Source organism: Paenibacillus terrisolis (genome assembly GCF_056171975.1).
Genome location: NZ_JBKFGG010000028.1, coordinates 16,235 through 39,112, shown reverse-complemented (window position 1 = coordinate 39,112; position 22,878 = coordinate 16,235). Strand labels below are relative to the sequence as shown.

The following is a 22,878-nucleotide window of genomic DNA, read 5'->3' as shown; positions in this document are numbered from 1 at the left end:
CCCCCCCCCCCCCCGGGCCATTGCTTTCCACGTCGCCGCCCGCGCCGCACCCCACGCGCCGCACGTCCGCGTCGACGTGCGGCCCCGCCAACGCGCGCCGCGCTTCCGCAGCGGCGGCAAACACCGCCGCGCCGCCGCATGGCTGGCGGCGCTCGCGGCCCTGGCCGCGCTGGCGCTGCTGCTGCCGGCGCTGCTTGCGGGCCGCGGCAGCCCCGGGCCGCCGCCCGTGCCCGCGCGGCCGACATCGCCGGCCGCCGTGAGCCCGCCGGCTGCCGGCCAAAGCCAAAACGCCTCCGGCCTCGCGGCCTCGCCATTGCCCGCTCCCCCGGCGGCCCCGACGGCCTCGCCGGCGGACAACACGGCGGTGCGCGTTTATCTGTCGCACACCGGCACGGTCGAGACGCTGCCGCTCGAACAGTACGTGACCGGCGTGCTTGCCGCCGAGATGCCGGCGGACTTCGAGCTCGCGGCGCTCAAAGCCCAGGCCATCGCGGCACGGACCTTTATCGTGCGGAGGCTCTCCGCGCACGATACCAGCGGCGTGCCCGGGGGAAAAGCCGATGTTACCGACACGGTGGACCATCAGGCGTACATCTCTAAGGCGGTACTTAGCCAGTGGCCGAAAACCGGGAAGTCTTCGCAGCTGGCCAAACTGCAAAACGCGGTGCAGCAAACCCGGGGAATCATCATGACTTACCGGGGCAAACCGATCACCGCTGCGTTTTTCTCCTCCAGCGGAGGATATACCGAGAACTCCGAGGAATACTGGTCCCTCGAAATACCTTACCTGCGCAGCGTGCCCAGCCCATGGGAAGCGGCCATTAACCCCTCCAACCGGGTAAGCGTCGAGATCCCGGTGAGCGAGTTCTTAACCAAGCTGGGGCAAAGCCGCTCGGATTCGGACGAAACGCAGACCGCCTTCTCGAGCGGACCGGCCAAACCTTTTCAGATTCTATCGATGACGACGGGAAGAAGAGTGAAAGAGATTCGCATCGGTAAGGAAGTATACACAGGACGAGAGGTTCGGGAGAAACTTGAACTTCGTTCGAGCCAGTTTACGATCGCGCTCGATGGACAAAATGTAAAGATCACGACATACGGAAACGGGCATGGCATCGGCATGAGCCAGTGGGGGGCGGACGGCATGGCGAAAGAGGGATTCACCGCGACACAAATCCTCAAACACTATTATACGGGGATAGGTTTTCAGCAGGTTTCTCATTTTTTATAAGAAGATTTTGCAGTTTTATATAACATTTTCAAAAAATTTAATATAAACCAAGTATAAAAGAATCGGCCCCGGTAACACTGGTTACTGAGGTGATGAGCAAATGAATGAACAGAACCAAAAGAAACAGTCCCACGAGGAATCTTCTAAAATAGCAATGGGAGAGCCGGCCGCACCGGTATCCGCGTGGAAAAAAGTATTGTCGAAGAGATGGGTATACCCGGCAGCATATGTGGCGGCAGCGGCAATTATTCTAACCTTAGTGTGGGTCTATCAGGACGCGAGTCAAAAACCGATGGACTCGACCCCCGCTAGCGTAACCGATACGGTAGACGTTTCCGGTACCGAGGATGCGGGACAGGTTAGTCAAAATGACGCCAAAGACGAAGAAGCAGCCGAAGTCATCGCTTCGTCCGAAGATCTGGTATGGCCGGTTGCCAATGCAACCGAGGTAACTGTCGTTAAGCCTTTCTACGAGAAGGACGGTACAGCCGAGGAACATCAGGCAGCCCTTGTTCAGCATGGTGACACATTTACGGCGAATACCGGGATCGACCTCGCTCGGGAAGATCAAAAGACCTTTGACGTGAAAGCCGCCATGAGCGGAAAAGTCACGCGGGTTGAAAATCATCCTCTGCTGGGATATGTCGTGGAAATCACGCACGCCAACAATTTGAAAACCGTGTATGAGAGCTTGACGGACGTCAAAGTGAAACAAGACGCCGAAGTGAAGCAAGGCGACGTGATCGCCAGCGCCGGACGCAACGAGATGGAACAAGATCTCGGCAACCATGTTCACTTTACTGTTTATGAAAACGGTGAACTGGTGAACCCGGTGTCCGTGCTTCCGAAACAATAAGAATATACGCGCTATTTCAAAGCGAAGAGCTTAAGGCTCTTCGCTTTTTTTCGCATTTATCGACTCCGGCATCCTTGTTAACAATGCGGAATTCCGCATCTTTTTTTCTGCTTAACCAGTTCCGTGCTGGAGATAAGTTCAAATCTGCAGGTATCGGCACGGCAGAGCATGACCTGAGGCTAACGAACTGTAGAACTCTTATTTGTCTTAAAAGACAGGGTTTCATGTTCTAACGGAACCAGGAATCCTTATTCATCCCAAAACATCTCCAAATGCGCGTTTCAGGCCAAATAAGGGCTGTGGGGTCCGTTACGTTTCGCAAACGCTTGATTTTGTCCAAATAACGGCATTTCGATTCGTTAGAAGGTTGAGATTCGCAGCATGTTCTTGTTAAGAATCGATGTCGGTATTGAGCTTTTTTTGCATGTATAATTGCATTAATTTTTTAAGTGTCCTTTCCTCGAAAGAAATGTTCTCCGCTTTTTTCTGTTCCTCATTCTTTCTCTCCGGACCGAGCGGCTTGCTTCGGTTTTTCGGTTCCCGCTCCGGCAGCTTGCAAAATAAATGGCCTCGCTTAGGCTTGTCAGGCTTGGAAACAAAGAATATATAGGCCCGCCCCTCATATAATGTACCAAACTATCTCGAGTTGGGAGGCGGGAGCGTGCACGATTACATCAAAGAACGAACGATTAAAATAGGTCGATGCATCGTGGAAACTCGGCACACGGTTCGGACAATAGCCAAGGAATTCGGTGTATCGAAAAGTACGGTGCACAAGGATTTAACCGAGCGTCTGCCGGAAATCAATCCGGATTTGGCAGATCAGGTGAAGCACATTCTCGAATACCATAAGTCGATCAGGCACCTTCGCGGAGGCGAGGCGACAAAGATCAAGTATAAGAAAAAAGGACAGTCCAAACGCGAGGTGATCAGTTCGTTAAATTAATGCGGTAAAGTTTAGTTTACGATTCGACAGGTTTATCATTGAACACATCCCCTAAAGTATGGTATTTTAAAATATGGCATGAGATTGTGGTTTTTCATCCATTTCACCCGAAATACTACGATTAGCATCGTTTTTTGTCGAATTTCAGTCTGGATGATAGGACATTCTTTCCATAGGCAAGTGGAAACGGCTGCACCGTCCTTTCCGCGATCCGCAAAATACACTTTAGGGGAGCTCGTGAATGATGAGCAAGGATATTGGTATTGATTTAGGTACAGCCAATGTGCTGATTCATGTCAAAGGAAAGGGAGTCGTTCTTGACGAACCTTCCGTCGTGGCGATTGACAGCGACGCAAAACGCGTACTGGCTGTTGGCGAAGAAGCGCGGAAGATGGTCGGACGCACGCCGGGAAACATCACCGCGATTCGTCCTCTTAAGGATGGAGTCATTGCCGACTTCGAAATTACGGAAACGATGCTGAAGTACTTTATTGACCGGGTTGGAGGAAGAAGCTGGTACAGCCGCCCACGCATTCTCATTTGCGCGCCTACGAATATTACTTCTGTCGAACAGAAATCGATTCGCGAAGCCGCGGAACACAGCGGTGCCAAAGAAGTCTTTTTGGAAGAAGAACCAAAAGCTGCAGCCATCGGCGCAGGCATGGATATTTATGAACCGAGCGGCAATATGGTTGTCGATATCGGTGGCGGGACGACGGATGTGGCGGTGCTCTCCATGGGGGACATCGTCACGGCTTCGTCGATTAAAGTCGCCGGGGACAAGTTCGATGCCGCCATTATTAAATATATTAAAACGAAGTACAAGCTGTTGATCGGAGAAAGAACGGCGGAAGATATCAAAATCGGGATCGGAACCGTGTATCCTACGGGGAAGATCGGAGAAATGGATATCCGCGGCAGGGACATGGTATCGGGTCTTCCTCTGACCGTTACGATTACGTCGGGCGAAGTTCAGGAGGCTTTATCCGATCCGGTTTCCAACATTGTCGCCGCCGCCAAATCGGTGCTTGAGCGTACTCCGCCGGAATTATCCGCAGATATTATCGACCGTGGCGTGATTTTGACCGGTGGAGGCGCTTTGCTGAGCGGATTGGACGAGCTTCTCGCTGAAGAACTGCGCGTTCCGGTGCTTGTGGCGGAAGATCCGATGCATTGCGTCGTTAAGGGAACGGGTATTATGCTCGACAATTTGGACAAGGCGATTAAGAAAAAGTTCTAATACGCCGATATATAATGAAGGAATGCAATTGGTCCTTATGGACTTTCGGCAATAGATTAATAATCATCCATCGTTTAAGAACAGTCTGGAGGGCAGGACATGCTAAGAGGACTTTATACGGCGGCTTCCGGGATGATCACGGAGCAGCGGCGCCATGACACGGTAACTCAAAACATCGCCAATATGAATACGCCGGGGTATAAGCAAGTGAATACCGTTTCACATTCTTTTCCCGAAATGCTGATTTCCTTAATGAATAACCAGTCGGATGGCGGAAATCGCCAGATCGGTAAGCTGAATACCGGGGTATTTGCGGAGGAAGCGCTCCCCTCTTTTACTCAAGGCGACACGAAGGGAACGGACAAAAGCACTGACTTTGCGCTGATTTCCAGCCTGGGATTAAACGATCCGACGACGGGAAATCCGATCGTTTTTGATGGATCGGGTAAATCTGTAAATGATAAAGGCGAGATCATTTATCGTCCGCAGGCGTTTTTCTCGGTAATGGACGAAGCCGGCAACGTACGTTATACCCGTGATGGCGGCTTTAACATAAATCCAGCCGGAGAACTGAGAACATCAACCGGCTATCGCGTGCTTGATAACGCGGGGAATGCGATTACTCTCGCTCCAGGCCAATCGGTCGAGGATTTGAAGAGCGACAGCTTCGGCAACCTGTTGACGACCGACGAAACCGGCGCACCCGTAGCCGTAGCGACGCTTGGAATCAGCGTGGTGGAACGTCCGCAAGATCTGATTCGTCAAGGCGACGGCGTATATACCGTTCAAGATCCGAAAGCCACAGGCATTCGTCCTTTGGCGGCAACCGACGGGGCAGAAGTCCGTCAGGGTTATTTGGAAGTGTCCAATGTCGACCCGGCTCAATCCATGGTGGATTTGATGGCAGCGCAGCGGGCATATGAATCCAATCAAAAAGTTATTCAATATTATGATCGCAGCTTGGACAAAGCGGTTAATGATCTCGGCCGGGTGTAATCCGGTACACTAGTTGCTGTATAATGGATGGACAAGCATCCGTTTCAAATTTAGGAGGTGCGGCGTGAACAACTCCATGATCAGTGCAATGACGTCGATGAGCGGTATCCAGCAGCGCCTGGATATGATCGGCGATAATCTATCCAATTTGGATACAGTTGGCTATAAGCGAAAAGAAGCTTCGTTTGAAGATACGTTAACTCGCGTGCAGCAGCAAATTTCCGATATGAAGCTCCCTGGACGGGTCAGTCCGCTGGGGTTCACTTTGGGCTTTGGCTCCAATATGTCGAAGGTCTCGGTCAATTTTGAGCAGGGTCCTATTCAAACCACGGATCTGCCTACCGATTTTGCAATTGAAGGGCAAGGGCTGTTTGCGGTGCTTACACCGGAGGGGGTTCGGGCATTTACCAGAGAAGGGGATTTTCATGTTCAGCCCGATCCGGCTGATGGCGAAGCTGCTTATCTGGTTAACAACCAAGGCTATGTTGTGCTGAACAGCGATGGGGACCCGATCACATTCCCTGCCAATTCAACCTTGGACGTTGACGATCAAGGAAATATTCGGGCTACCTCCGGCGAGGACACGCTGGATCTCGGACGGATTGCTCTATTCACTCCGCAGCGTACCGATGCGCTGAAACAAACGGACGGCAATCTCTTTGTAGTGACTCCGGGTACGGCCGAGGGCGATGTGCTGATGGACAACGCTACGCTTCCTAGAGATCAGCAGGCGATCATTCGTCAAGGATCTCTCGAAGGCTCCAATGTGAATATTACGAATGAAATGTCGGATATGATGCAGGTGCAGCGGGCGTATCAGTTGTCGGCCCGTGCCCTGACTTCCAGCGATACGATGATGAATTTGGCCAATAACTTGCGTGGATAGGTGGAGAGCTTTATGACGGAGGAGAATATCCCGAAAGTCAAACGAGCAGCCTGGGTCATTATTCTGCGCATTGTGCTTATCATTCTGCTCCTAGTTGTTGCGTTAGTCGGAGGCACCGTAGTAGGTTACGTCGTGCTTGGCAAGCAGGATGCTTCGGATGTATTGCAATGGCATACGTGGCGGCATGTGTTCGATTTGGTTTTCGCCCCCTAACGGGTTTACAGGGACTATATAATAGAAGAAATGGCACGAAATTTTCCACAAACTCTCGGTAACGGGAGTTTTCTTTTTGTTTGCGGAAAATGTATAATGATGGGGGACTATGCAGCGTGAAAATGAAAAGGGCTTCATCCGTAAGCGGCAAATTGTCGCTTGCGGATAAGCCCCTTATCTTAACCTTCGCTTCTGCAGACGCGAAGGATAGTTACAGTGTGACCGTGCGTCTGTAGTTTTATACAGGGAATGACCCAATGGCAAAAGACGAAAGGAGTATTACATATGTTAAATACGCAACAAATTCAGGAGATCATTCCGCATCGGCCTCCGTTTCTGCTGGTGGACCGGATTGTGGAGCTGGAAGAAGGAGTTCGGGCGGTGGGGATTAAGAACGTCACCGTGAACGAACCCTTTTTTATGGGACATTTCCCCGGTTATCCGGTCATGCCTGGGGTTCTCATTACGGAGGCCTTGGCTCAAGTAGGGGCCGTAGCGATTTTGAATGTGGAAGCCAATCGCGGCAAAATCGGCTTTTTGGCGGGGCTGGACAACTTCCGTTTCCGCGGGCAGGTTGTGCCCGGAGATACGCTTCGCTTGGAGGTCGAAATTATTCGACTGAAGGGATCCATCGGCAAAGGCCGCGCGGTCGCCAAAGTAGAGGACAAGGTCGTCGCCGAAGGCGAGATCATGTTTGCTTTGTCATAAAAAAAGTCATCAGGAACTCTTAAGGAGGAGAAACAAACATGTCTGAATTAAGCATCGTTTCAAAAGAAAAAGCTGCACAATGGCTGCAGGATCCGTCCATTGATGAAGCTACCAAGCAGGAACTGCGCGCGCTGGAGAACGATCCGGCCGAACTGGAGGACCGGTTCTTCCGGGATCTGGAGTTTGGCACGGGTGGACTTCGCGGCGTTATCGGCGCAGGAAGCAATCGGATGAACCTCTATACGGTGGCCCGGGCAACGCAAGGATTTGCCGAATATATTCTTGAAGCCCATGGCGAGAGCGGCACAGGGCTTCCTTCCGTGGTTATCGCTCATGACTGCCGCCGCTTCTCGCCGGAATTCGCGCTTGAAGCCGCACTGGTGCTGGCCGGCAACGGCATTGTAGCCAAGCTCTTTACTTCGCTTCGCCCGACACCGCAGCTGTCTTTTTCCGTCCGCGATTTGAAAGCTACCGGCGGGATCGTCGTTACGGCGAGCCACAATCCGCCTGAATATAACGGCTATAAAGTTTACAACAGGGCCGGGGGACAACTGGTTCCTCATGAAGCGGAGAAAGTGATTGCGAACATTCAAAACGTGGCCTCTTTTGCTCAAGTGAAGCGGCTTACCCGCGAAGAAGCGGAAGCGAAAGGCTTGCTCGTATGGCTTGGTGAAGCGGATGATGAAGCATTTGCAAATACGGTTGCCGCCACTAGCGTTAATCCGGAGCTTTTGGCCTCCGGCGCGGCCAAGGATGTCGTGGTAGTTTATACCCCGCTGCATGGCACGGGCAACCTGCCGGTGCGCAGCGTGCTGAACAAGCTGGGCTTCACTCAAGTGCACATCGTGAAGGAGCAAGAATTGCCGGACGGCAATTTTACGACGGTCAAATCCCCGAACCCGGAAGAACGGGAAGCGTTTACCCTGGCGATCGAGCTAGGCCGGAAAGTGGGCGCGGACCTGCTGATCGGTACGGATCCGGACGCCGATCGGATGGGAGCCGTTGTGAAGTCCGCAAGAGGTGAATATGAAATCCTGACCGGCAACCAATCGGGCGCGATTCTCGTTTATTATGTATTGAGCCAATTGCAGGAGACCGGCAAGCTTCCGCAAAACGGGGCTGTCGTGAAGACAATCGTCACCAGTGAGATGGGTGCCGAGATCGCCCGCTATTTTGGCGCTACGGTATACAATACGCTGACCGGCTTTAAATACATCGGCGAAAAAATGAACGAATTCGAAAAATCGGGCGAGCATACTTATTTGTTCGGTTATGAGGAAAGCTATGGTTATCTGGCCGGTAATTATGCCCGCGACAAAGACGCCATCGTTGCCTCCATGCTGATCGCCGAAGCGGCTGCATTCTACAAGCGCCAAGGCAAATCGCTGATCGATGTGCTTGAGGAACTGTACGCGAAATTCGGCTATTACCGCGAATCTCTGGCTTCCCGTACACTTAAGGGAAAAGACGGACTGGAGAAGATCGGCAAGCTGATGGAAGATTTCCGTACCAATCCGCCGAAACAAGTAGGCGGCGTGGCGGTCAGTCAATTGCTCGATTACTCGCAAGGTCTGGACGGCCTGCCGAAGGAAAACGTGCTGAAGTTCCTTTTGGAAGACGGTTCGTGGTTCTGCCTGCGTCCTTCCGGCACGGAGCCGAAGATCAAGTTCTACTTTGCGGTTCGCGGCACTTCGAACGAAGACGCCAAATCGCATCTTTCGAGTATGCAGGAAGAAGTGCTGGCGCGCGTCGATGCTCAGTAACTAACGACACATATGGTTCATACCGGAAATGCTCCGGAACATCCCGGCAGCTGCCGATGCCGCCCGGCTTATGGCTGGAGCGGTATCGGCAGCGCTCGGCAATTAAGAAGCATTCTTTTATAACTGTAGAAAATGCAGCTAATTAAGATTTTACATGGCTGCATGAAGATTGAGGCGTATTTTTACCTTGAGGAGGTACATTTGTGATTCGAAGTTGGCAGCGATTGAATAACGCTTCCCGCAAATGGTTGTGGGTTTTGGTGATTGTCGGATTGGTGGCTTCCGTGCCCGTGATTTATCAGCGCGTAGAGACGGAATCGTCCGCAAAAAAAGTAGAGTTTGTTTTCAATTATCGCGGTTTGCTGGAAGTTGCGTCGTATCAAGCGAATCCCGCGGCTTATCTGGATGAACAGCTGGACCGTCTGAAAGACGCCGGCATAGGCACAATGGCGATGTTTGAAAGCACGCTTGACGAACTGACAAAGTCCCGTCGAATCATGGTGTTCAGCTCGATGGACGTAGCGAAAATGAATCAGACCGTATTAAACGGCTATGAGAATTTTACGTATGTCGCATTTACTAGCGCGGATAATGAACAGCAGCTTCGTCCAATCATTGAGGATGCGTTCAAGGCGATCGGCGTTTCGGTAACTCCTTGGACGTATAAAGATCAAGGCGGCTTGATCCTCGGCATGAGCATGGATGAGGCGGTGCTGAAGCCGATGCAGCCGGATCCGATTGCGTTTGCCATGCTGCGCGACAAAGGTTTTAACATTTTGCCTCGTTTGTCCGACAATATTCCTTACGATCAGGAAGCGGTGGACAAGCAGCTCGACTTCTATCAACAGAACGGCGTGACCCGGATTTTGTTCGATGGCGAAGCCGTAAAGGGTTTTAACGATAACGAAGCGAAGAACAGCCTGCAAGGCTTTGCGGATTCTTTGAAAAAGCACGGTATCGGTATTGCCGCGATCGAGAGCTTGAAGGCGCCGCAAAAAGGCTTCAACAAGCTGGCTTATTTGGTCGGCTATAATGTGGTTCGTCTTCATTCCCTGTCGGATACCGAAGCGACTCAAAGCACATCTACGCTGGCCGACCGTTTTGTACTCGCAACCAAGGACCGGAACATTCGAATGATCTACCTGAATGCTTCTCCGTCCAAGGATTTATCTAAAGCGGCGATTACCAATCCGATCGATAATTTGATCAATACGCTTCAAGCGCCGGGCAATGCCATAGAGCGCATCGAAAACAACGGATTTGAATTGGGAACGGCAAAGGCGTTCACCATTCATGACGCTTCCTGGCAAAAATATGCGAAGGCCTTTGTTGTGCTGGGCGGTGTAGCTTTTGTCGCTTTGCTCGTATCCTGCTTCCTGCCTTCGTTGACTCTGGCGGTTTTCGTACTTGGTCTAATCGGGTCGGCCGGCTTGTACGTGCTAAAACCAACGCTGCTCGAACAGGCGCTTGCCTTGTTTGTGGCCATCAGCGCACCAACCATTTCCGTAATATTTGCGATCCGCAAAGTAAAGGAAGTGCGGCATGTCCATGTGAACATGTCGGGCAGCCGACGTTTAACACATTCGCTTGTACTGTATGTGAAAACCGCACTGATCTCGCTGGCGGCCGTACCTTTTGTCATTTCATTGCTGAACAATATCACGTACAGTCTGGTGCTGAATCAATTCCGCGGCGTCAGCCTGCTGCACTTCGTGCCGATTTTGCTGATTGCCGTTTACGTCTTCCTGTATCAAGGTAAATCGGTGTGGCAAGAGCTGCGCAGATGGATGAGAACACCGATTACGCTGCTCTGGGTCGTTGCCATTGCCGTGGTCGGCGTGGCTGGATTGTACTACCTGTCCCGCACGGGGAACGCGGGAACGGAATTGCCGGGTGAGGCCGCTTTCCGCTCGTTCTTGGAGAACACCTTCCACGTGCGGCCGCGCAACAAGGAGTTTTTGCTGGCGCACCCTCTGTTCCTTGTAGGTTTGTTTGCCGCTTTCCGTTACCGTTGGGCGCTTTACGCGATGATCGTCGCGGTCATGGGGCAGCTGTCCATGGTCGACACGTTCGCACATATCCATACACCGGCCGTTCTTTCGCTGATCCGCGGACTTTTGGGTCTTGGAATTGGCCTCGTAATTGGTCTGCTGGCCGTTCTGGTGTGGCATATCATTGAAAGGTGCTGGGATAAATGGTCGCCGCAACTGCTCAAACCTTAGTTTTATCGGGGTACTACGGATTTCGCAACAGCGGAGACGAGGCGGTGCTGAAGTCGATCCTGAACGCGCTGGAGGAAGAAAGCTTCGCTTCGGGGATCGATATCAAACCGGTGGTGCTGTCGATTGATCCGGAATGGACGACTCGGACGTATGGCGTCGAGGCGGTTCACCGGATGAAACTGGCCGAGGTAAGGAAGGCTATTAAGAACAGCGACGGTTTGATCAGCGGCGGCGGAAGCCTGCTCCAGGACGCGACGGGCTTCAAGTCGATCCCGTATTATCTGGGCGTGATCAAGCTGGCGCAATGGCTGAACAAACCCACGTTTGTTTATGCCCAAGGCATCGGCCCGGTAAACAGGAAGCTGTTCCGCCCGTTTATTGCCTCCGTTTTCCGCCGCTGCGAGTACATTTCCGTGCGTGACGCGGAATCGGCGGCGCTGCTGCGGGAAATGGGGCTTCGCGACAGCGTGCAGGTCGTGCCCGATCCCGTGATGGGTTTACCGCTGCCGGCGGATGCCAACACGGGTGGCAAGGCTTCCTCGGCGGCGCCGGAGGATGGCGCTGCCGACGTTAGTGGCACCGGCGCGGCCGGAACCTTGCCGGTGGTGGGCGTGTCGGTCCGCTTCTGGAACCCCGAGCGGACCGAGCTTGCGAAGCTGGCCGACGGCCTCGCTTCGCTTTGCCGGCGCAAGCCGGTGCATATCCGTTTTCTGCCGTTCCATTCCCCCGGTGACGCCGAAGCTTCGCGCTTCGTCATGGACCGGCTGGGGAACGTGGCCGAACACGGGAGCGCCGTCAGCCTTGCGCCGGAGACCGAGCACCCGCAGCAAATGCTGCGGGAGGTGAGCGAGTGCAGCCTCCTCGTCGGGATGCGGCTGCACAGCTTGATCTACGCCGCCTCGCAAAGCGTTCCGCTGCTCGGCGTCTCGTACGATCCGAAGATCGACCACTTCCTGGCCCGGATCGGCAGCGTGCCAATCGGGACTGCGCAGGAGCTCGATCCTCGGATATTGGCGGCGGAGGGCGAACGCCTCCTGAGTGAAGGCGCGGCCTGGCGCAAAGCGCACGCCGCGCAGATCGCCGAGCTGAAGCGCGAGGCGCGGATTCCCGCGCGGAAGATCGTAGAATACTTACGGAGTAAAGGGTGACTTTTGGTGAACGCGACGATATCGAAAACCGTGCCGACCGCTTCCGTATTCGGCGTGCCGGTCTGCAAATGGGGCATGAAGGATACGGTCAAATATTTGACCGAAATCATGGAAGCAGGAGCTCCACATCATATCATTACGGCCAATCCGATCATGATGATGGCGGCGATCGAAAGTGCCGATTACAAGAAGATGATGCAATCCGCCGAGCTGATTGTTGCTGATGGCACCGGCCTTGTCTGGGCCGCGCAAAAAGGCGGCGATCCGGTCGCCGAACGAGTTCCGGGTTACGAACTGCTGCATGAGCTGATGAAGCAAGGTGAACGCCGTCATTGGAAGGTGTTTTTGCTCGGCTCGGCCCCGGAAGTGGTCAAGGAAACGGCAAGACGGCTTACGCTCCAGTATCCGGGCGTTGAAATTGTCGGATACCGTGACGGCTACTTCGGACCGGATCAGGACCGGGAAGTTATTGAACAGATCAAAGCGGCCTCTCCGCAACTTTTGTTCGTCGCCCGCGGCACCGATACTCAAGAGCCCTGGATCGCACGATATAAACACGACCTGGCCGTTCCGGTCATGATGGGCGTCGGGGGAAGCTTCGACGTCATCTCCGGACGCACCAAACGGGCCCCAATGGCCTTCCGCAAGCTTCGGGTGGAATGGCTGTACCGGCTATTGAAGGAACCTACCCGTTTTCGCAGAATGCTTGCGCTGCCGAAATTCGCAATGCGCGTGCTGCGGGAGAAAGAAAACCTTACGAAAATGGGCTAATTCAGCGGTATTTCGCGCGAAACGGCGGATTTTTGCCGATTTGCGAGGTTTGAGTTTCTTTTCAAACGGAGTATAATTCATTCCGGCACTAAAATTGGAGGTCGAAATGTAATATGTGGATCATCTATACCATCGGGTTTATCGTCTCGCTTGGACTGGCTCTGGGATTGACGCCGCTCGTGAAGAAATTTGCAATCAAGGTCGGCGCGGTCGATGTACCAAATGCGCGCAAAGTGCATACACGCATTATGCCAAGACTCGGTGGATTGGGCATTTTCCTATCTTTTATCATCGCCGTATTCCTGCTTCTTCCGTTTATTCCGCACACGTTTACGCTGCGCGAACTTAACTTCATCAAGGCATTCCTCGTAGGCGGGACCATGACGGTGCTGCTTGGCGCCTTGGACGATCGCTTCGATTTGTCGGCCAAGCTGAAGTTTCTCGTGCAAATCGCGACGGCATGTGTAGTCGTGTTCGGCTTTGATATTCGGATTGAGTTTGCCAATATACCTTTTCATTCCTACGCCTCGGTGGAAGACTGGATCGCCATCCCGTTCACCATTCTGTGGATCGTCGGTGTGACCAACGCCATCAATCTGATCGACGGATTGGACGGACTTGCTGCAGGCGTTTCGGCCATTGCGATCGGAACTATCACCGTCATGGCGTTTTTGATGGGCAACGTCGTCGTTGCTTTATTGTGCTTGCTGCTTCTGGGCAGCATTCTCGGATTCCTTTACTTTAACTTTCACCCGGCCAAAATATTCATGGGCGACTCCGGAGCGTTGTTCCTGGGCTTCTGCCTGGCGCTGCTGTCCCTCCTCGGGTTCAAGCAGGTCGCCATCGTGTCGTTCCTGACGCCGCTCATTCTGATCGGCGTGCCATTGTCCGATACCATGTTCGCGATCGTACGTCGTTGGATGCAGAAGAAACCGATTTTTTCGCCGGATAAAGGTCATCTGCATCACTGCCTGCGCGAGCTTGGCTTCAGCCACCGCCAGACCGTGCTGATCATTTACGGCATCGCCGCCTTCTTCGGTGTGCTTGCCATCATTCAGTCGTCTGCGGCCTTGTACAACGCTAACTGGGTCACCTTTGTCGTCATCTGCATCATGGTCTTCTTCCTGCAGATCGGCGCCGAAGTCATCGGCCTCATCGGCAAGACCAAACGGCCTGTTCTCGACTTTATCGCTCGTCTGCGCATGAAAGTCGGCGAGGAGCGAGGCGGCTCGAAATGATCCGATTTCATATTCCGCACGTTAACTGAACTTATAGCCGTATAAGAGACAACCTTCGCGAACGTCTGCATGACGCTTCAATGGAGGTTGTTTTTGTTTTCTTGTGAATGCAAACATGACAAGTTGTACGGATTCGATCCAACCAATTTAATAACAAAACATACAGGATTTCCATATTTTGCTCAACTTAGTTAGGCTCAATTTCGTGATTTTTCTAAAAATTTGTACCTTGGCGACCGATAACAAAAGTAAGTGACATTTTGGGCAAATTCAGCGATAAAGGAGAGAATCATGACATGCAACGCATTAAAAAACCTTTTATATGGTTGATGCTAACCGCTTTGATCATAACCCTGTTTCCTGCGGGTTTTGCATCGACTGCCAGCGCTGCTCCGGTCAATTGGCAGCCGCCGACCTATTTTATTCCGGATGACGTGAAGCTGCAAAGCACAACGTCTCTGGACCCTGCGAGCAATGTAGCCGATACCGAACTAAGCAGGGCGAACGTTCAAGTTTCGACAAGCGCCAATTTTCTGGTGGAAGGGATTTATAATCAGGTCAGTACCAATCTGGAGGTAACTGTCCAGCAGTTGAATTCATCCCCAACCGGATGGATTCCCAACGGCACCAACATCGCAACGAGTAAACTCACGGATAACGGCAACAGCCGGTTTTCGGTGAACCTGAAATTGTTCCCGGGTTACAACAAGCTGACGTTCGCGGGCAGCCAGGGGAACAATAAGCGTTCAGACACGTTTTATGTCTTGTATGATCGGGTCCCAACCCTGATCAGTGCTCAGGTTTACGGGGCGGGCGGTAATGCCGTCAATCTGAATGAGGATGCAAGAGCCGTTGTGTCCACAAACCGGATCATGATCAAAGGGAAAGCGGACAATGCGACTCAAATCAGCGTAGCCGTCGGAGATGATCAAGGCCAATTGGGGACTTTGCTCGATACGGGCGACTTCTTCTCCAGTTACTTGAACCTGTCTCCGGGTCTTAACACGTTGAAAATCGAAGTCAAAAATGAGACAAGCACGGTTACGGCCACACGAATGGTTTACTTCTTCGACGCGAACCAGCCGTTCGTCTCGTTGAATTTGAAGCACAGCGGATATACGGATCCGATCGATGTTCTTACCACGCAAGAGCCAACAGTCTCCAAAACACCTGGGGAAGCGGCATTAACCGGACAGGTACTGCTTCCGTATAAGTCCGATGCTTTTGCGGCAACGACTAATCCGATCAGCATCTCGGTCAACGGGGCAGCTCCGGTCAATCTGACGACGAATGTATCGGAGGAATTGGTTATACCGGGGGCCGACGGCATCACCCCGGCTTACCGATTGGTCACATTCGATACCACGGACAATTTCACGTTTGGACCCGACGGTGTGCAAACCATTGAAGTTACCGTGAAATACGGCAATGATCTGACTACGCAATATACTGCAAGCAAGAGAACGACTTTTAAATATTTGCCGAACCAGAAGGTTATCAAGAATATTTACTTACTGGAAAACTACGACGGTGACCCGGCTAAATACAATTTGGCAACGAAGAAACTGCTTAGCAATTCTCAAGTGAATATTCCTCAGGTCAGTTCGTCCACATTCTATATTTTGGTCGAGGGTGAGGAAGCTGTAGGAGCTACACCGCTGTTGGAGGGAACTTATCTTCCGCTCAGCACCAAAGCTATCAACATTGCATATGCTGCGCAACCGACCGGTTTGACGAACCAGGCAGTATACCAAATCAGCGATTTCTCAAGCGGTACGCAGCAGGTTCGCTTTAACTTTGACGGTTCCACCGCATACTACAATGGCAATATCGCCTATGTATCAAGAAGCAATATCCATGTCGACAATTTGCTTGACGGGCAAACGATCGAAATCGATTCGGCCTCAGCCGCGACGACCACGATCACTGTGACAGGGCAATATTCCGGTTTTGGGAATACTGATGGGGTTGCTTTTAACTTCCAAAACCAGGTTACGGTAAACGGTCTTGAACTGAACCCGGGAAATCAAGGAGGTTGGCTGACACCAACAACGGGAAAATTCACCTTGGCATTAGACGTGTCTAATAAAGGCCCGCTTTATTTCGGCCAGAATACGATCGTCCTGACAGGGAAAACTTCGGGAACGAACCCAACCGTCGTCACCGAGACAATTCGTTTCTTCATCATCGACAAGAACAAGTCGACAATCGAAAAGTTCATACCGGTAGGAGCCCCGACCGATCCTTCAGAACGAACCGTATTCCTGGAGGACATGGCCAACAACAATCTTGATAAAATCTTTGAGCAACCCACGGACTTTACACCGACCGATGACGGTTTCGTAACGGGAAGAAGCAGTTACGACCTCGTGCTTCACGGCGGCGGTGCCGAGAGACTCGAACTTTATCGGGGAACCGAGTTATTCTTCAGTACGGATATCGATGCTTCGGCAACGAACAACTATAAAGTAGGAGCCGCGCAAGGCACTCTGGTATACGACTTTGCGGGGACGCAAGACAATTTTATCCTCCGGATCCGCGATATCAAATTCGACAGCGCGGTTTCAATGAGCCATATCTACAACCTGGATCTGATCAACCGCACGGGATCCCGGACCAGCCAGAAGCTGGAAGTAAAGCGCGAAGTATCTGCATTCCGTATCATCGCTCCGCAGCCGACCGTTGAGGGAGACATTATTGTTAACCGCAACTTTGTGCGTTTTGACATCGAGGCTGAGGGAGCCACTGCGGTGACGATCGGCAAAGAGTTGGCGACCAAGCGAACGGACTTGCCGGCTGATCTGCCAAGCCGATTCATTTATGATTATGTTGGTCTAAAGAAAGACTCCTGGAACACCATTAAAATTCAAATCGACCGTAACGGCGTCAAATCGAACACCGAGATCCGCGTGTATTACGCCAGTACTGTAGCGATCGATTCTCAGTTCATGGCGGAAAAAGTAAGTAATAAGTATAGCATCTTCAACAAACAGCTTGAGTTGTCTTTCCCGAAAGGAACGGTATTGCAGAATGCCATCGTTCCCAAGAACTCGGTAGTCAAATTCTATCCGGACAATAAATTGCTGTTTGGGATCGCTGACCCTACGGATGGCGTCGTAGAGAGAAGGAACGATTACGGAAACATCATCTTCGACCCGCTGAGCGGCGAAGACAGCGGTTATCGTGAAATCGGGAAGCCCGACTATGAGGTTACTCTGTTTACGATGGATGCCAATACCTACAACTTTACGAGAGTTTCCGATGTCTACTGGATCAGCGGAGGTATTGGAGAATTGGGCAACTCTCCGGCAACGAACGGGCTGCCTCCTTATTCATCCTGGTATTCGTTCCCGTCCAAAGACAGCAACCAGCCGGTGAGCTTCATGGGAATCGACCCTACCCGTAGATTGGTACCATCGGCCCGCGGCACTTTGACGCTCGCGTTCGATCCGAACGTCGTCGACGCCGCGGGAATTAATCTGACCGTGTTTCGTCTTACCGAAGGCGGCGAATGGGAGAACATCGGCGGCGAAGTGAACACTAAAAACCATACCATTACGGTGCCGTTCGACAAATTCGGATACTACAAAGTTATGAAGCTGAAAAACAGCTTCAGAGATATCACGCAACATTCCTGGGCCCGCGAAATTCTGAATGCCCTCTATGCCAAAGGCATCATGATGAACAATGGCCTTCGTTCCGATTCGTTCGGTACGGACGATCCGATAAAACGCGGTGAATTTGCAACGCTGCTCGTAAAAGGTCTTAATCTTCCGTTGAACTATGATGATAATCAGACGTTCTTCGAAGTTGGTCCGGGCGCCAAGACCAATACATGGTCCTACGAGTACATCGAGACGGCGGCAAGAGCAGGGATCATTACCGGTCTCGGCGACGGTTATTTCGGGGTGGATGAGAGTCTGACCCGCGAACAGGCCGCGCTGATGATCGCCAGGGCTCTTAAATTGAAAATGGCTCTAAACGACACCAAGCTTGCGTCGACCCTGGCCAAGAACTTCCTGGACTCGTCGCAAATCGATATTTACGCTCGTCCGGCGGTTCAAGCCGTATACAGCGCCAAGATCATGAGCGGCGTCCCTGTAACGATACCGGGTCAGAAGAAGGCTTCCAACAACTTCAACCCGAAGAGTCCGATGACTCGAGCGGAAGCTGGGAAGATCGCGGTTGAGCTGTTGAAGAAGAGCACGAACCTGTTCCCTAAAAACCTTAGCTAAGTGATCTTGCAAGGCGAAGCGGCCAAAGTTCATCTTTGGCCGCTTCTTTTTTCCAATTACATCATTTTGTAATTTGCCAAAGTTTACGTTACAATAAGCAAAGTAAAAGACATTCATGTTAAAGGGTGAAATTGAACAGATGAAACCGATCCTATCTAGACCACAACTGGGTTATACACGAGCCAAGAGAAAATTTGAGGATAGATCCAAGGTATTGGAGAAGAAAATTGAAGAAACGGCGAAGCTGCAGGAGATAACTCAAGAGGTGATGGAAGGTCTTGTTGTTGAGACTGGCTTTCACGATGCCTTTAACGATTTGCGCGCAGCCGAAAATGAATTGATTGAATGGTCTCATAATACGATGAAGCATGAGAAGAGCTACAAAGACAATAAGCAAGCGATTGACGACATGTACTTAAAACTAAATACCGATCCGCAAATGCGCAATCGGATTATCCAATTAGCCTTGAGAGTTCGTTAAAATACGGCAATGGTTAGTTGGACATTATTCAATAAGACGTCCAAATTGGACGTCTTATTTGCCGTTCACATACATAGATTTAAGTTAGGCCATTCTGGGCATTCTGGCAAAAGTTGCTTAATGACTGACATATTTCGGCATGATATACTAATTTCCGTCAGGAGGGAGGGAAGTTAAAAAGGCGTAATAGAGGGGAACCTTGCCAAAGGTTACAATCTCGCAATTTTTTTTCGAAACCCCGCAACTTTTTAGAAACTCCTGCGTTTAAGATGTAGAGCATTGACAATGGTGACCAAATTAGACATGGCAGCATGTTCCTCATAGGGAAACTTGTCTATCTATTAGAAAAATTAGCTTTACGGCTCTAGGGACCCATTGTATAATGTTTAGGTAGGATTAGGAAACTAGTCTATTTCTACGTTCTATCTCATGTATCTGTTTACAAGTTTCTGCGACATTGTTGCAGACCTAATTTATAGGAAACCGCTCAGGCTCTGGAAAGGGGGTGCAATGGCTAATGAGTAACACGAGCTATTCATTTAAAGAAAACTCTCATATGATAGTTAATCAAGGAGGAGAAAAAAAGGTTATGAAGAAAATTTTATCCGTAGCTTTGTCTACAGCAATGGCATTCTCCATGTTTGCTTCTGTAGCCTTCGGCGCAGACGCTCAAACATTGACGCCAGAACAACAATTCAACGCATTGAAAGATGCAGGCGTAGTAACTGGTCTTCCAGACGGCTTGTCCCACCTGGAAAAAACTCTTACTCGCGGCGAATTGGCGAAAATCATCGTCAACTCCCTGAAACTTGAACCAGTAGACGCTACTTCCTACAATGATAAAGGATATGCAACTAGCTGGGCTCGTACTTACATTGAAGCAGCTACTCAAGCTGGCCTGCTCAATGGTAAAGACGCTACCAAGAAAATCTTCGACGTTAACGGCAACGTAACGGTTCAAGAATTGGCTAAAGTAGTCGTAACTGCTCTGAAACTGGATGTTCCTACAGACGCTACCAACACTGCAAGCGCATGGGCTAAAGGTTATGTGGCAGCAGCAGTTCAAGCTGGTCTGATCCCAGACGGTATCAACTACCAAGCAGCTGCAACTCGCTCCCAAGCAATCGTTGCTGCTTATGCAGTTTACCAAGAAGCTGCTTTCAAAGTAGTTAAAGCAGAAGCTTCGGACGCAACTCACGTTAAACTGACTTTGTCCGATGACACTACTGTTGATGTAGTTCTGACTACTCCGTTGGAAGCTAACAAAGCAACTGACCTCGAGTACAAAACTGAAGACGGTAAAGTTCTGAAGTACACTGTTACCTGGACTGTAACTGAAGCAACTAAGATCGATAGCGTTACTGCTAGCAATCTTAAAGAAGTTGTAGTTACTTTTGACGGTACTGTGGATGAAGCTTCCGCTGAGACTGTAGGTAACTATAATGTTAGTAAAACAATCAAATCCGCAACTTTGTCTGAAGACGGTAAATCCGTAACATTGTTGCTGGATGGCGATAATTTTGGTGCCAACAGCTTGCAAAATCAAAAAGAAGCTAAATTGACTGTTAGTGGAGTTAAGAGCTCTTTGAAAACTAAAACTTTCAGCCAGGATATTAAATTCACACCGGTAGATGTTACGACTCCTGATGTGAAAGAATTGGTTGGATTGGGTACAAGCGCTTTTAAAGTAACCTTCACTGAACCGGTTGACAAAGCAACTGCTCTTTCTACTGTTAATTACAAAATTGATGGCAAAGCAATTGCAGGTGTTGTAGAATATCAATCTCCAAAAACAGTGATTGTATCAACTACGTTAACTGCAGGGGCTCATAAGTTGACAATCAGCGGAGTTAGAGATTTCTCCGACCTGAAAGTATTGCCTGTAGATCATGACTTTACTGTTGCAGAAGATACTGCAGCTCCAGAAGTTGTTTCGGCTAAATCCAATGACTTTAAAGTTGTTGAAATTGAATTTAACGAACCAATTAAATCCGTAAGCAAAGCTTATAATGGCATTGCTGCAAAAGCTGCAACTTCTGTTGTTCGTTCCGACAAAAAAGTTACCCTTACTTTTGCTGATCCACTGACTTACAGTGAGAACAACATCGTATTGGAAGGCGTAACTGACTACAGTGGTAATGCTGCAACTCGCGAAGTTAAGGTTACTCCGACCCCAGATTCTGAACGTCCTACAGTTACTAGCGTAACTAGTGATATTGTTGGAGGAAATCATGAACTTACTGTTACTTATAGTGAGGATGTAGCAAATGGTACTGATAAAGCTAACTACACTCTTCGTGATAAAGACGGTAAAGTGGTAGTTGGTAAAGGTACAGACGCTAATGGACATCCAATCCAAACGATTACTTCTCTTACTGCTAAGAAATATGTGATTAAATTGGCAGGTGTTCTGGATTCGGGTGACTACACATTAGACGTTGCAGGTGTTAAAGATACTGCATATGTTCCAAATACAATTCTTCCTTACAGTGCTTCTCTGAAGATTCAAGATACAGCTGCACCTGAATTGAAAAAGGTTTGGGTTGAAAAGGATGCTGCTTATCAAGGTAAAGAAGATGTGTATGTCTATGCAACCTTCACTAAGGATTTTGCAATAGAGGGCAATGGTAGCGCACTTGAAAAGGCTAAATTTAATATTGCTATGAATGGTGGATCTTATGAAGCACTTCCAACAAGTGCTTATGTTGATGCAGTATCCACGAACACAGTGCGTATTACTATTCCTCAAGCTACAGTTAACAAATACACCACAGGTACGCTTAACCTTCGTGTAAGTTTGATTGCAGATGCTGATGGTCACTTCGGATATGCGAGCACTGGCTACGTTGGAGACAGAAACGCTGTATCTTCCAATGTCATTAGTGTTGCTACCGGTGAAGTCAAAGCAACTGCTAACAATGAGTTGACTGTTAAATTCGAGGGCACTTTGAACAGCTTTAATGCTGGTGACTTCGCAGTTAAAACTGGCGCAGCTGCTGAAATCGTGGCATCGTCTGTTAAGTCCTACTCTTACAGCGGTGGCAATACTCTCGTTACCTTCACATTCCCTAATGGGGCAATTCCTGCAAATCCTGAAAGTGCTGGTACAGTGTTCCAATTTGCTACTGGAGTAAATAATACTAATACAACGACTCAAGATGCGTTTGGTGTAAAAGTAGATGTTCTTCCTGCAACTGCAGTTGTTGATAAGATTGCTCCAAAACAAGTGGATTATACTGCAGCTACTTCTACTGCTCCTGCTAAAGTAATGGATGTTGCTTTTCTTTCGGGCACCACTTACAAAGCTAGCGTGAGATTCTCCGAAAATATCAGCTCACTTAACGGCACTGGAAACGTTACAGTGAAGATTGACGGAGCACGAACAATTAATGTAACTGGACCGGTAGTAATTGCTGATAATAATGATCTCTTGGAAGTTCAATTTACAACAGACGTAGCACTCAGCGATACTGATGTTGTTACCGTAACTCTTAAAGGTAATGGAGATGCATCTGTTGTAACTGATACTTCTGCTGGGCTTAACGCAGCAGCTGATTTCAGTGTAGGAGGAGCTCTCGTTGATGTTGCTACCTATACTGCAGCGCCTGCACTTACAGGAGCTGCTGTTGCCCCTGGTACATTGTCAGGCACTACTAAAGTTACTTATGCACCTGCAACTGGTAACTCGTTGAAAGTATTCCTTTCCAGTGCTGCTGTTACTGCAAATGCTGGTACAACTGCTCCTTCTAGTGCAGTAGCATATGTTTCTGCTTCTGATCTTCCTGCAGTAGTTGGTCAATATGTTCATGTGTATGAAGTTAATGACCTTACTGGTGCAGTAGTAGGTTACTTCGAAACACAATTGGTTGCTGCTGATATTCTGTAATAAGTAACAATTAAGTAGCAATTTTGAAAGACCCTTTTAGATAAAATCTAAAAGGGTC

General features: G+C 50.1%; 16 protein-coding genes. All 16 read left to right on the top strand.

The window, feature by feature from the left end; all coding sequences use genetic code 11:
* Nucleotides 1–76 precede the first annotated feature (76 nt).
* The 16 genes from spoIID to ACI48K_RS19780 all read left to right on the top strand — a co-directional run bounded on the left by spoIID (nucleotide 77) and on the right by ACI48K_RS19780 (nucleotide 22,820).
* Nucleotides 77–1,231 (top strand): stage II sporulation protein D, encoded by a 1,155-nt coding sequence (spoIID, locus tag ACI48K_RS19855; protein ID WP_475029366.1) that lies wholly within the window; start codon nucleotides 77–79, stop codon nucleotides 1,229–1,231.
* A 100-nt stretch (nucleotides 1,232–1,331) separates the two neighbouring features.
* The gene (locus ACI48K_RS19850) at nucleotides 1,332–2,087 is read left to right on the top strand and encodes a peptidoglycan DD-metalloendopeptidase family protein (protein ID WP_475029365.1); all 756 of its coding nucleotides are present in this window, start codon (nucleotides 1,332–1,334) and stop codon (nucleotides 2,085–2,087) included.
* Nucleotides 2,088–2,748: 661 nt separating this feature from the next.
* Nucleotides 2,749–3,033 (top strand): sporulation transcriptional regulator SpoIIID, encoded by a 285-nt coding sequence (gene spoIIID, locus ACI48K_RS19845; RefSeq protein ID WP_475029364.1) that lies wholly within the window; start codon nucleotides 2,749–2,751, stop codon nucleotides 3,031–3,033.
* 241 nt (nucleotides 3,034–3,274) lie between these two features.
* Nucleotides 3,275–4,273, top strand: a complete 999-nt coding sequence (gene mreB / locus ACI48K_RS19840; RefSeq protein ID WP_475029363.1) for a rod shape-determining protein MreB — start codon at nucleotides 3,275–3,277, stop codon at nucleotides 4,271–4,273.
* 99 nt (nucleotides 4,274–4,372) lie between these two features.
* A complete protein-coding gene (locus tag ACI48K_RS19835; protein WP_475029362.1) occupies nucleotides 4,373–5,269 on the top strand; it encodes a flagellar hook-basal body protein in 897 nt (298 codons plus the stop codon).
* Nucleotides 5,270–5,333: 64 nt separating this feature from the next.
* Nucleotides 5,334–6,155: a flagellar hook-basal body protein gene (locus tag ACI48K_RS19830; RefSeq protein ID WP_475029361.1), complete on the top strand. Its 822-nt coding sequence runs from the start codon at nucleotides 5,334–5,336 to the stop codon at nucleotides 6,153–6,155.
* A gap of 12 nt (nucleotides 6,156–6,167) precedes the next feature.
* On the top strand, nucleotides 6,168–6,368 hold the full coding sequence (locus tag ACI48K_RS19825) for a DNA-directed RNA polymerase subunit beta (protein ID WP_475029360.1): 201 nt from the start codon (nucleotides 6,168–6,170) through the stop codon (nucleotides 6,366–6,368).
* Between the two features lie 285 nt (nucleotides 6,369–6,653).
* Nucleotides 6,654–7,076, top strand: coding sequence for a 3-hydroxyacyl-ACP dehydratase FabZ (gene fabZ, locus ACI48K_RS19820; protein WP_475029359.1), 423 nt, complete (start codon nucleotides 6,654–6,656; stop codon nucleotides 7,074–7,076).
* Nucleotides 7,077–7,114: 38 nt separating this feature from the next.
* Nucleotides 7,115–8,839 carry a phospho-sugar mutase gene (locus ACI48K_RS19815; protein WP_475029358.1) on the top strand — a complete coding sequence of 575 codons (1,725 nt, stop codon included), beginning with the start codon at nucleotides 7,115–7,117 and terminating at the stop codon, nucleotides 8,837–8,839.
* A 203-nt stretch (nucleotides 8,840–9,042) separates the two neighbouring features.
* Nucleotides 9,043–11,061 carry a DUF5693 family protein gene (locus ACI48K_RS19810; RefSeq protein WP_475029357.1) on the top strand — a complete coding sequence of 673 codons (2,019 nt, stop codon included), beginning with the start codon at nucleotides 9,043–9,045 and terminating at the stop codon, nucleotides 11,059–11,061.
* A complete protein-coding gene (csaB, locus tag ACI48K_RS19805; RefSeq protein WP_475029356.1) occupies nucleotides 11,034–12,209 on the top strand; it encodes a polysaccharide pyruvyl transferase CsaB in 1,176 nt (391 codons plus the stop codon). Before ACI48K_RS19810 ends, csaB begins: the two co-directional genes overlap by 28 nt.
* Before the next feature lie 6 nt (nucleotides 12,210–12,215).
* Nucleotides 12,216–12,980: a WecB/TagA/CpsF family glycosyltransferase gene (locus tag ACI48K_RS19800; RefSeq protein WP_475029355.1), complete on the top strand. Its 765-nt coding sequence runs from the start codon at nucleotides 12,216–12,218 to the stop codon at nucleotides 12,978–12,980.
* 113 nt (nucleotides 12,981–13,093) lie between these two features.
* Nucleotides 13,094–14,218 (top strand): glycosyltransferase family 4 protein, encoded by a 1,125-nt coding sequence (locus ACI48K_RS19795; RefSeq protein WP_475029354.1) that lies wholly within the window; start codon nucleotides 13,094–13,096, stop codon nucleotides 14,216–14,218.
* A gap of 296 nt (nucleotides 14,219–14,514) precedes the next feature.
* On the top strand, nucleotides 14,515–18,453 hold the full coding sequence (locus ACI48K_RS19790; protein ID WP_475029353.1) for an S-layer homology domain-containing protein: 3,939 nt from the start codon (nucleotides 14,515–14,517) through the stop codon (nucleotides 18,451–18,453).
* Between the two features lie 139 nt (nucleotides 18,454–18,592).
* Nucleotides 18,593–18,934, top strand: coding sequence for a hypothetical protein (locus ACI48K_RS19785; RefSeq protein ID WP_475029352.1), 342 nt, complete (start codon nucleotides 18,593–18,595; stop codon nucleotides 18,932–18,934).
* A gap of 517 nt (nucleotides 18,935–19,451) precedes the next feature.
* Entirely contained in the window at nucleotides 19,452–22,820 is a 3,369-nt protein-coding gene (locus ACI48K_RS19780; RefSeq protein WP_475029351.1) for a hypothetical protein, read from the top strand.
* Nucleotides 22,821–22,878: the final 58 nt, after the last annotated feature.

What these genes read in the sequence shown, in the direction of transcription:
- fabZ (WP_475029359.1), top strand. Translation starts at nt 6,654, where the DNA reads ATGTTAAATACGCAACAAATTCAGGAGATCATTCCGCATCGGCCTCCG.
- ACI48K_RS19815 (WP_475029358.1), top strand. Translation starts at nt 7,115, where the DNA reads ATGTCTGAATTAAGCATCGTTTCAAAAGAAAAAGCTGCACAATGGCTG.
- ACI48K_RS19790 (WP_475029353.1), top strand. Translation starts at nt 14,515, where the DNA reads ATGCAACGCATTAAAAAACCTTTTATATGGTTGATGCTAACCGCTTTG.
- ACI48K_RS19795 (WP_475029354.1), top strand. Translation starts at nt 13,094, where the DNA reads ATGTGGATCATCTATACCATCGGGTTTATCGTCTCGCTTGGACTGGCT.
- ACI48K_RS19780 (WP_475029351.1), top strand. Translation starts at nt 19,452, where the DNA reads ATGAGTAACACGAGCTATTCATTTAAAGAAAACTCTCATATGATAGTT.
- ACI48K_RS19785 (WP_475029352.1), top strand. Translation starts at nt 18,593, where the DNA reads ATGAAACCGATCCTATCTAGACCACAACTGGGTTATACACGAGCCAAG.
- mreB (WP_475029363.1), top strand. Translation starts at nt 3,275, where the DNA reads ATGATGAGCAAGGATATTGGTATTGATTTAGGTACAGCCAATGTGCTG.
- ACI48K_RS19825 (WP_475029360.1), top strand. Translation starts at nt 6,168, where the DNA reads ATGACGGAGGAGAATATCCCGAAAGTCAAACGAGCAGCCTGGGTCATT.
- csaB (WP_475029356.1), top strand. Translation starts at nt 11,034, where the DNA reads ATGGTCGCCGCAACTGCTCAAACCTTAGTTTTATCGGGGTACTACGGA.
- ACI48K_RS19850 (WP_475029365.1), top strand. Translation starts at nt 1,332, where the DNA reads ATGAATGAACAGAACCAAAAGAAACAGTCCCACGAGGAATCTTCTAAA.
- ACI48K_RS19835 (WP_475029362.1), top strand. Translation starts at nt 4,373, where the DNA reads ATGCTAAGAGGACTTTATACGGCGGCTTCCGGGATGATCACGGAGCAG.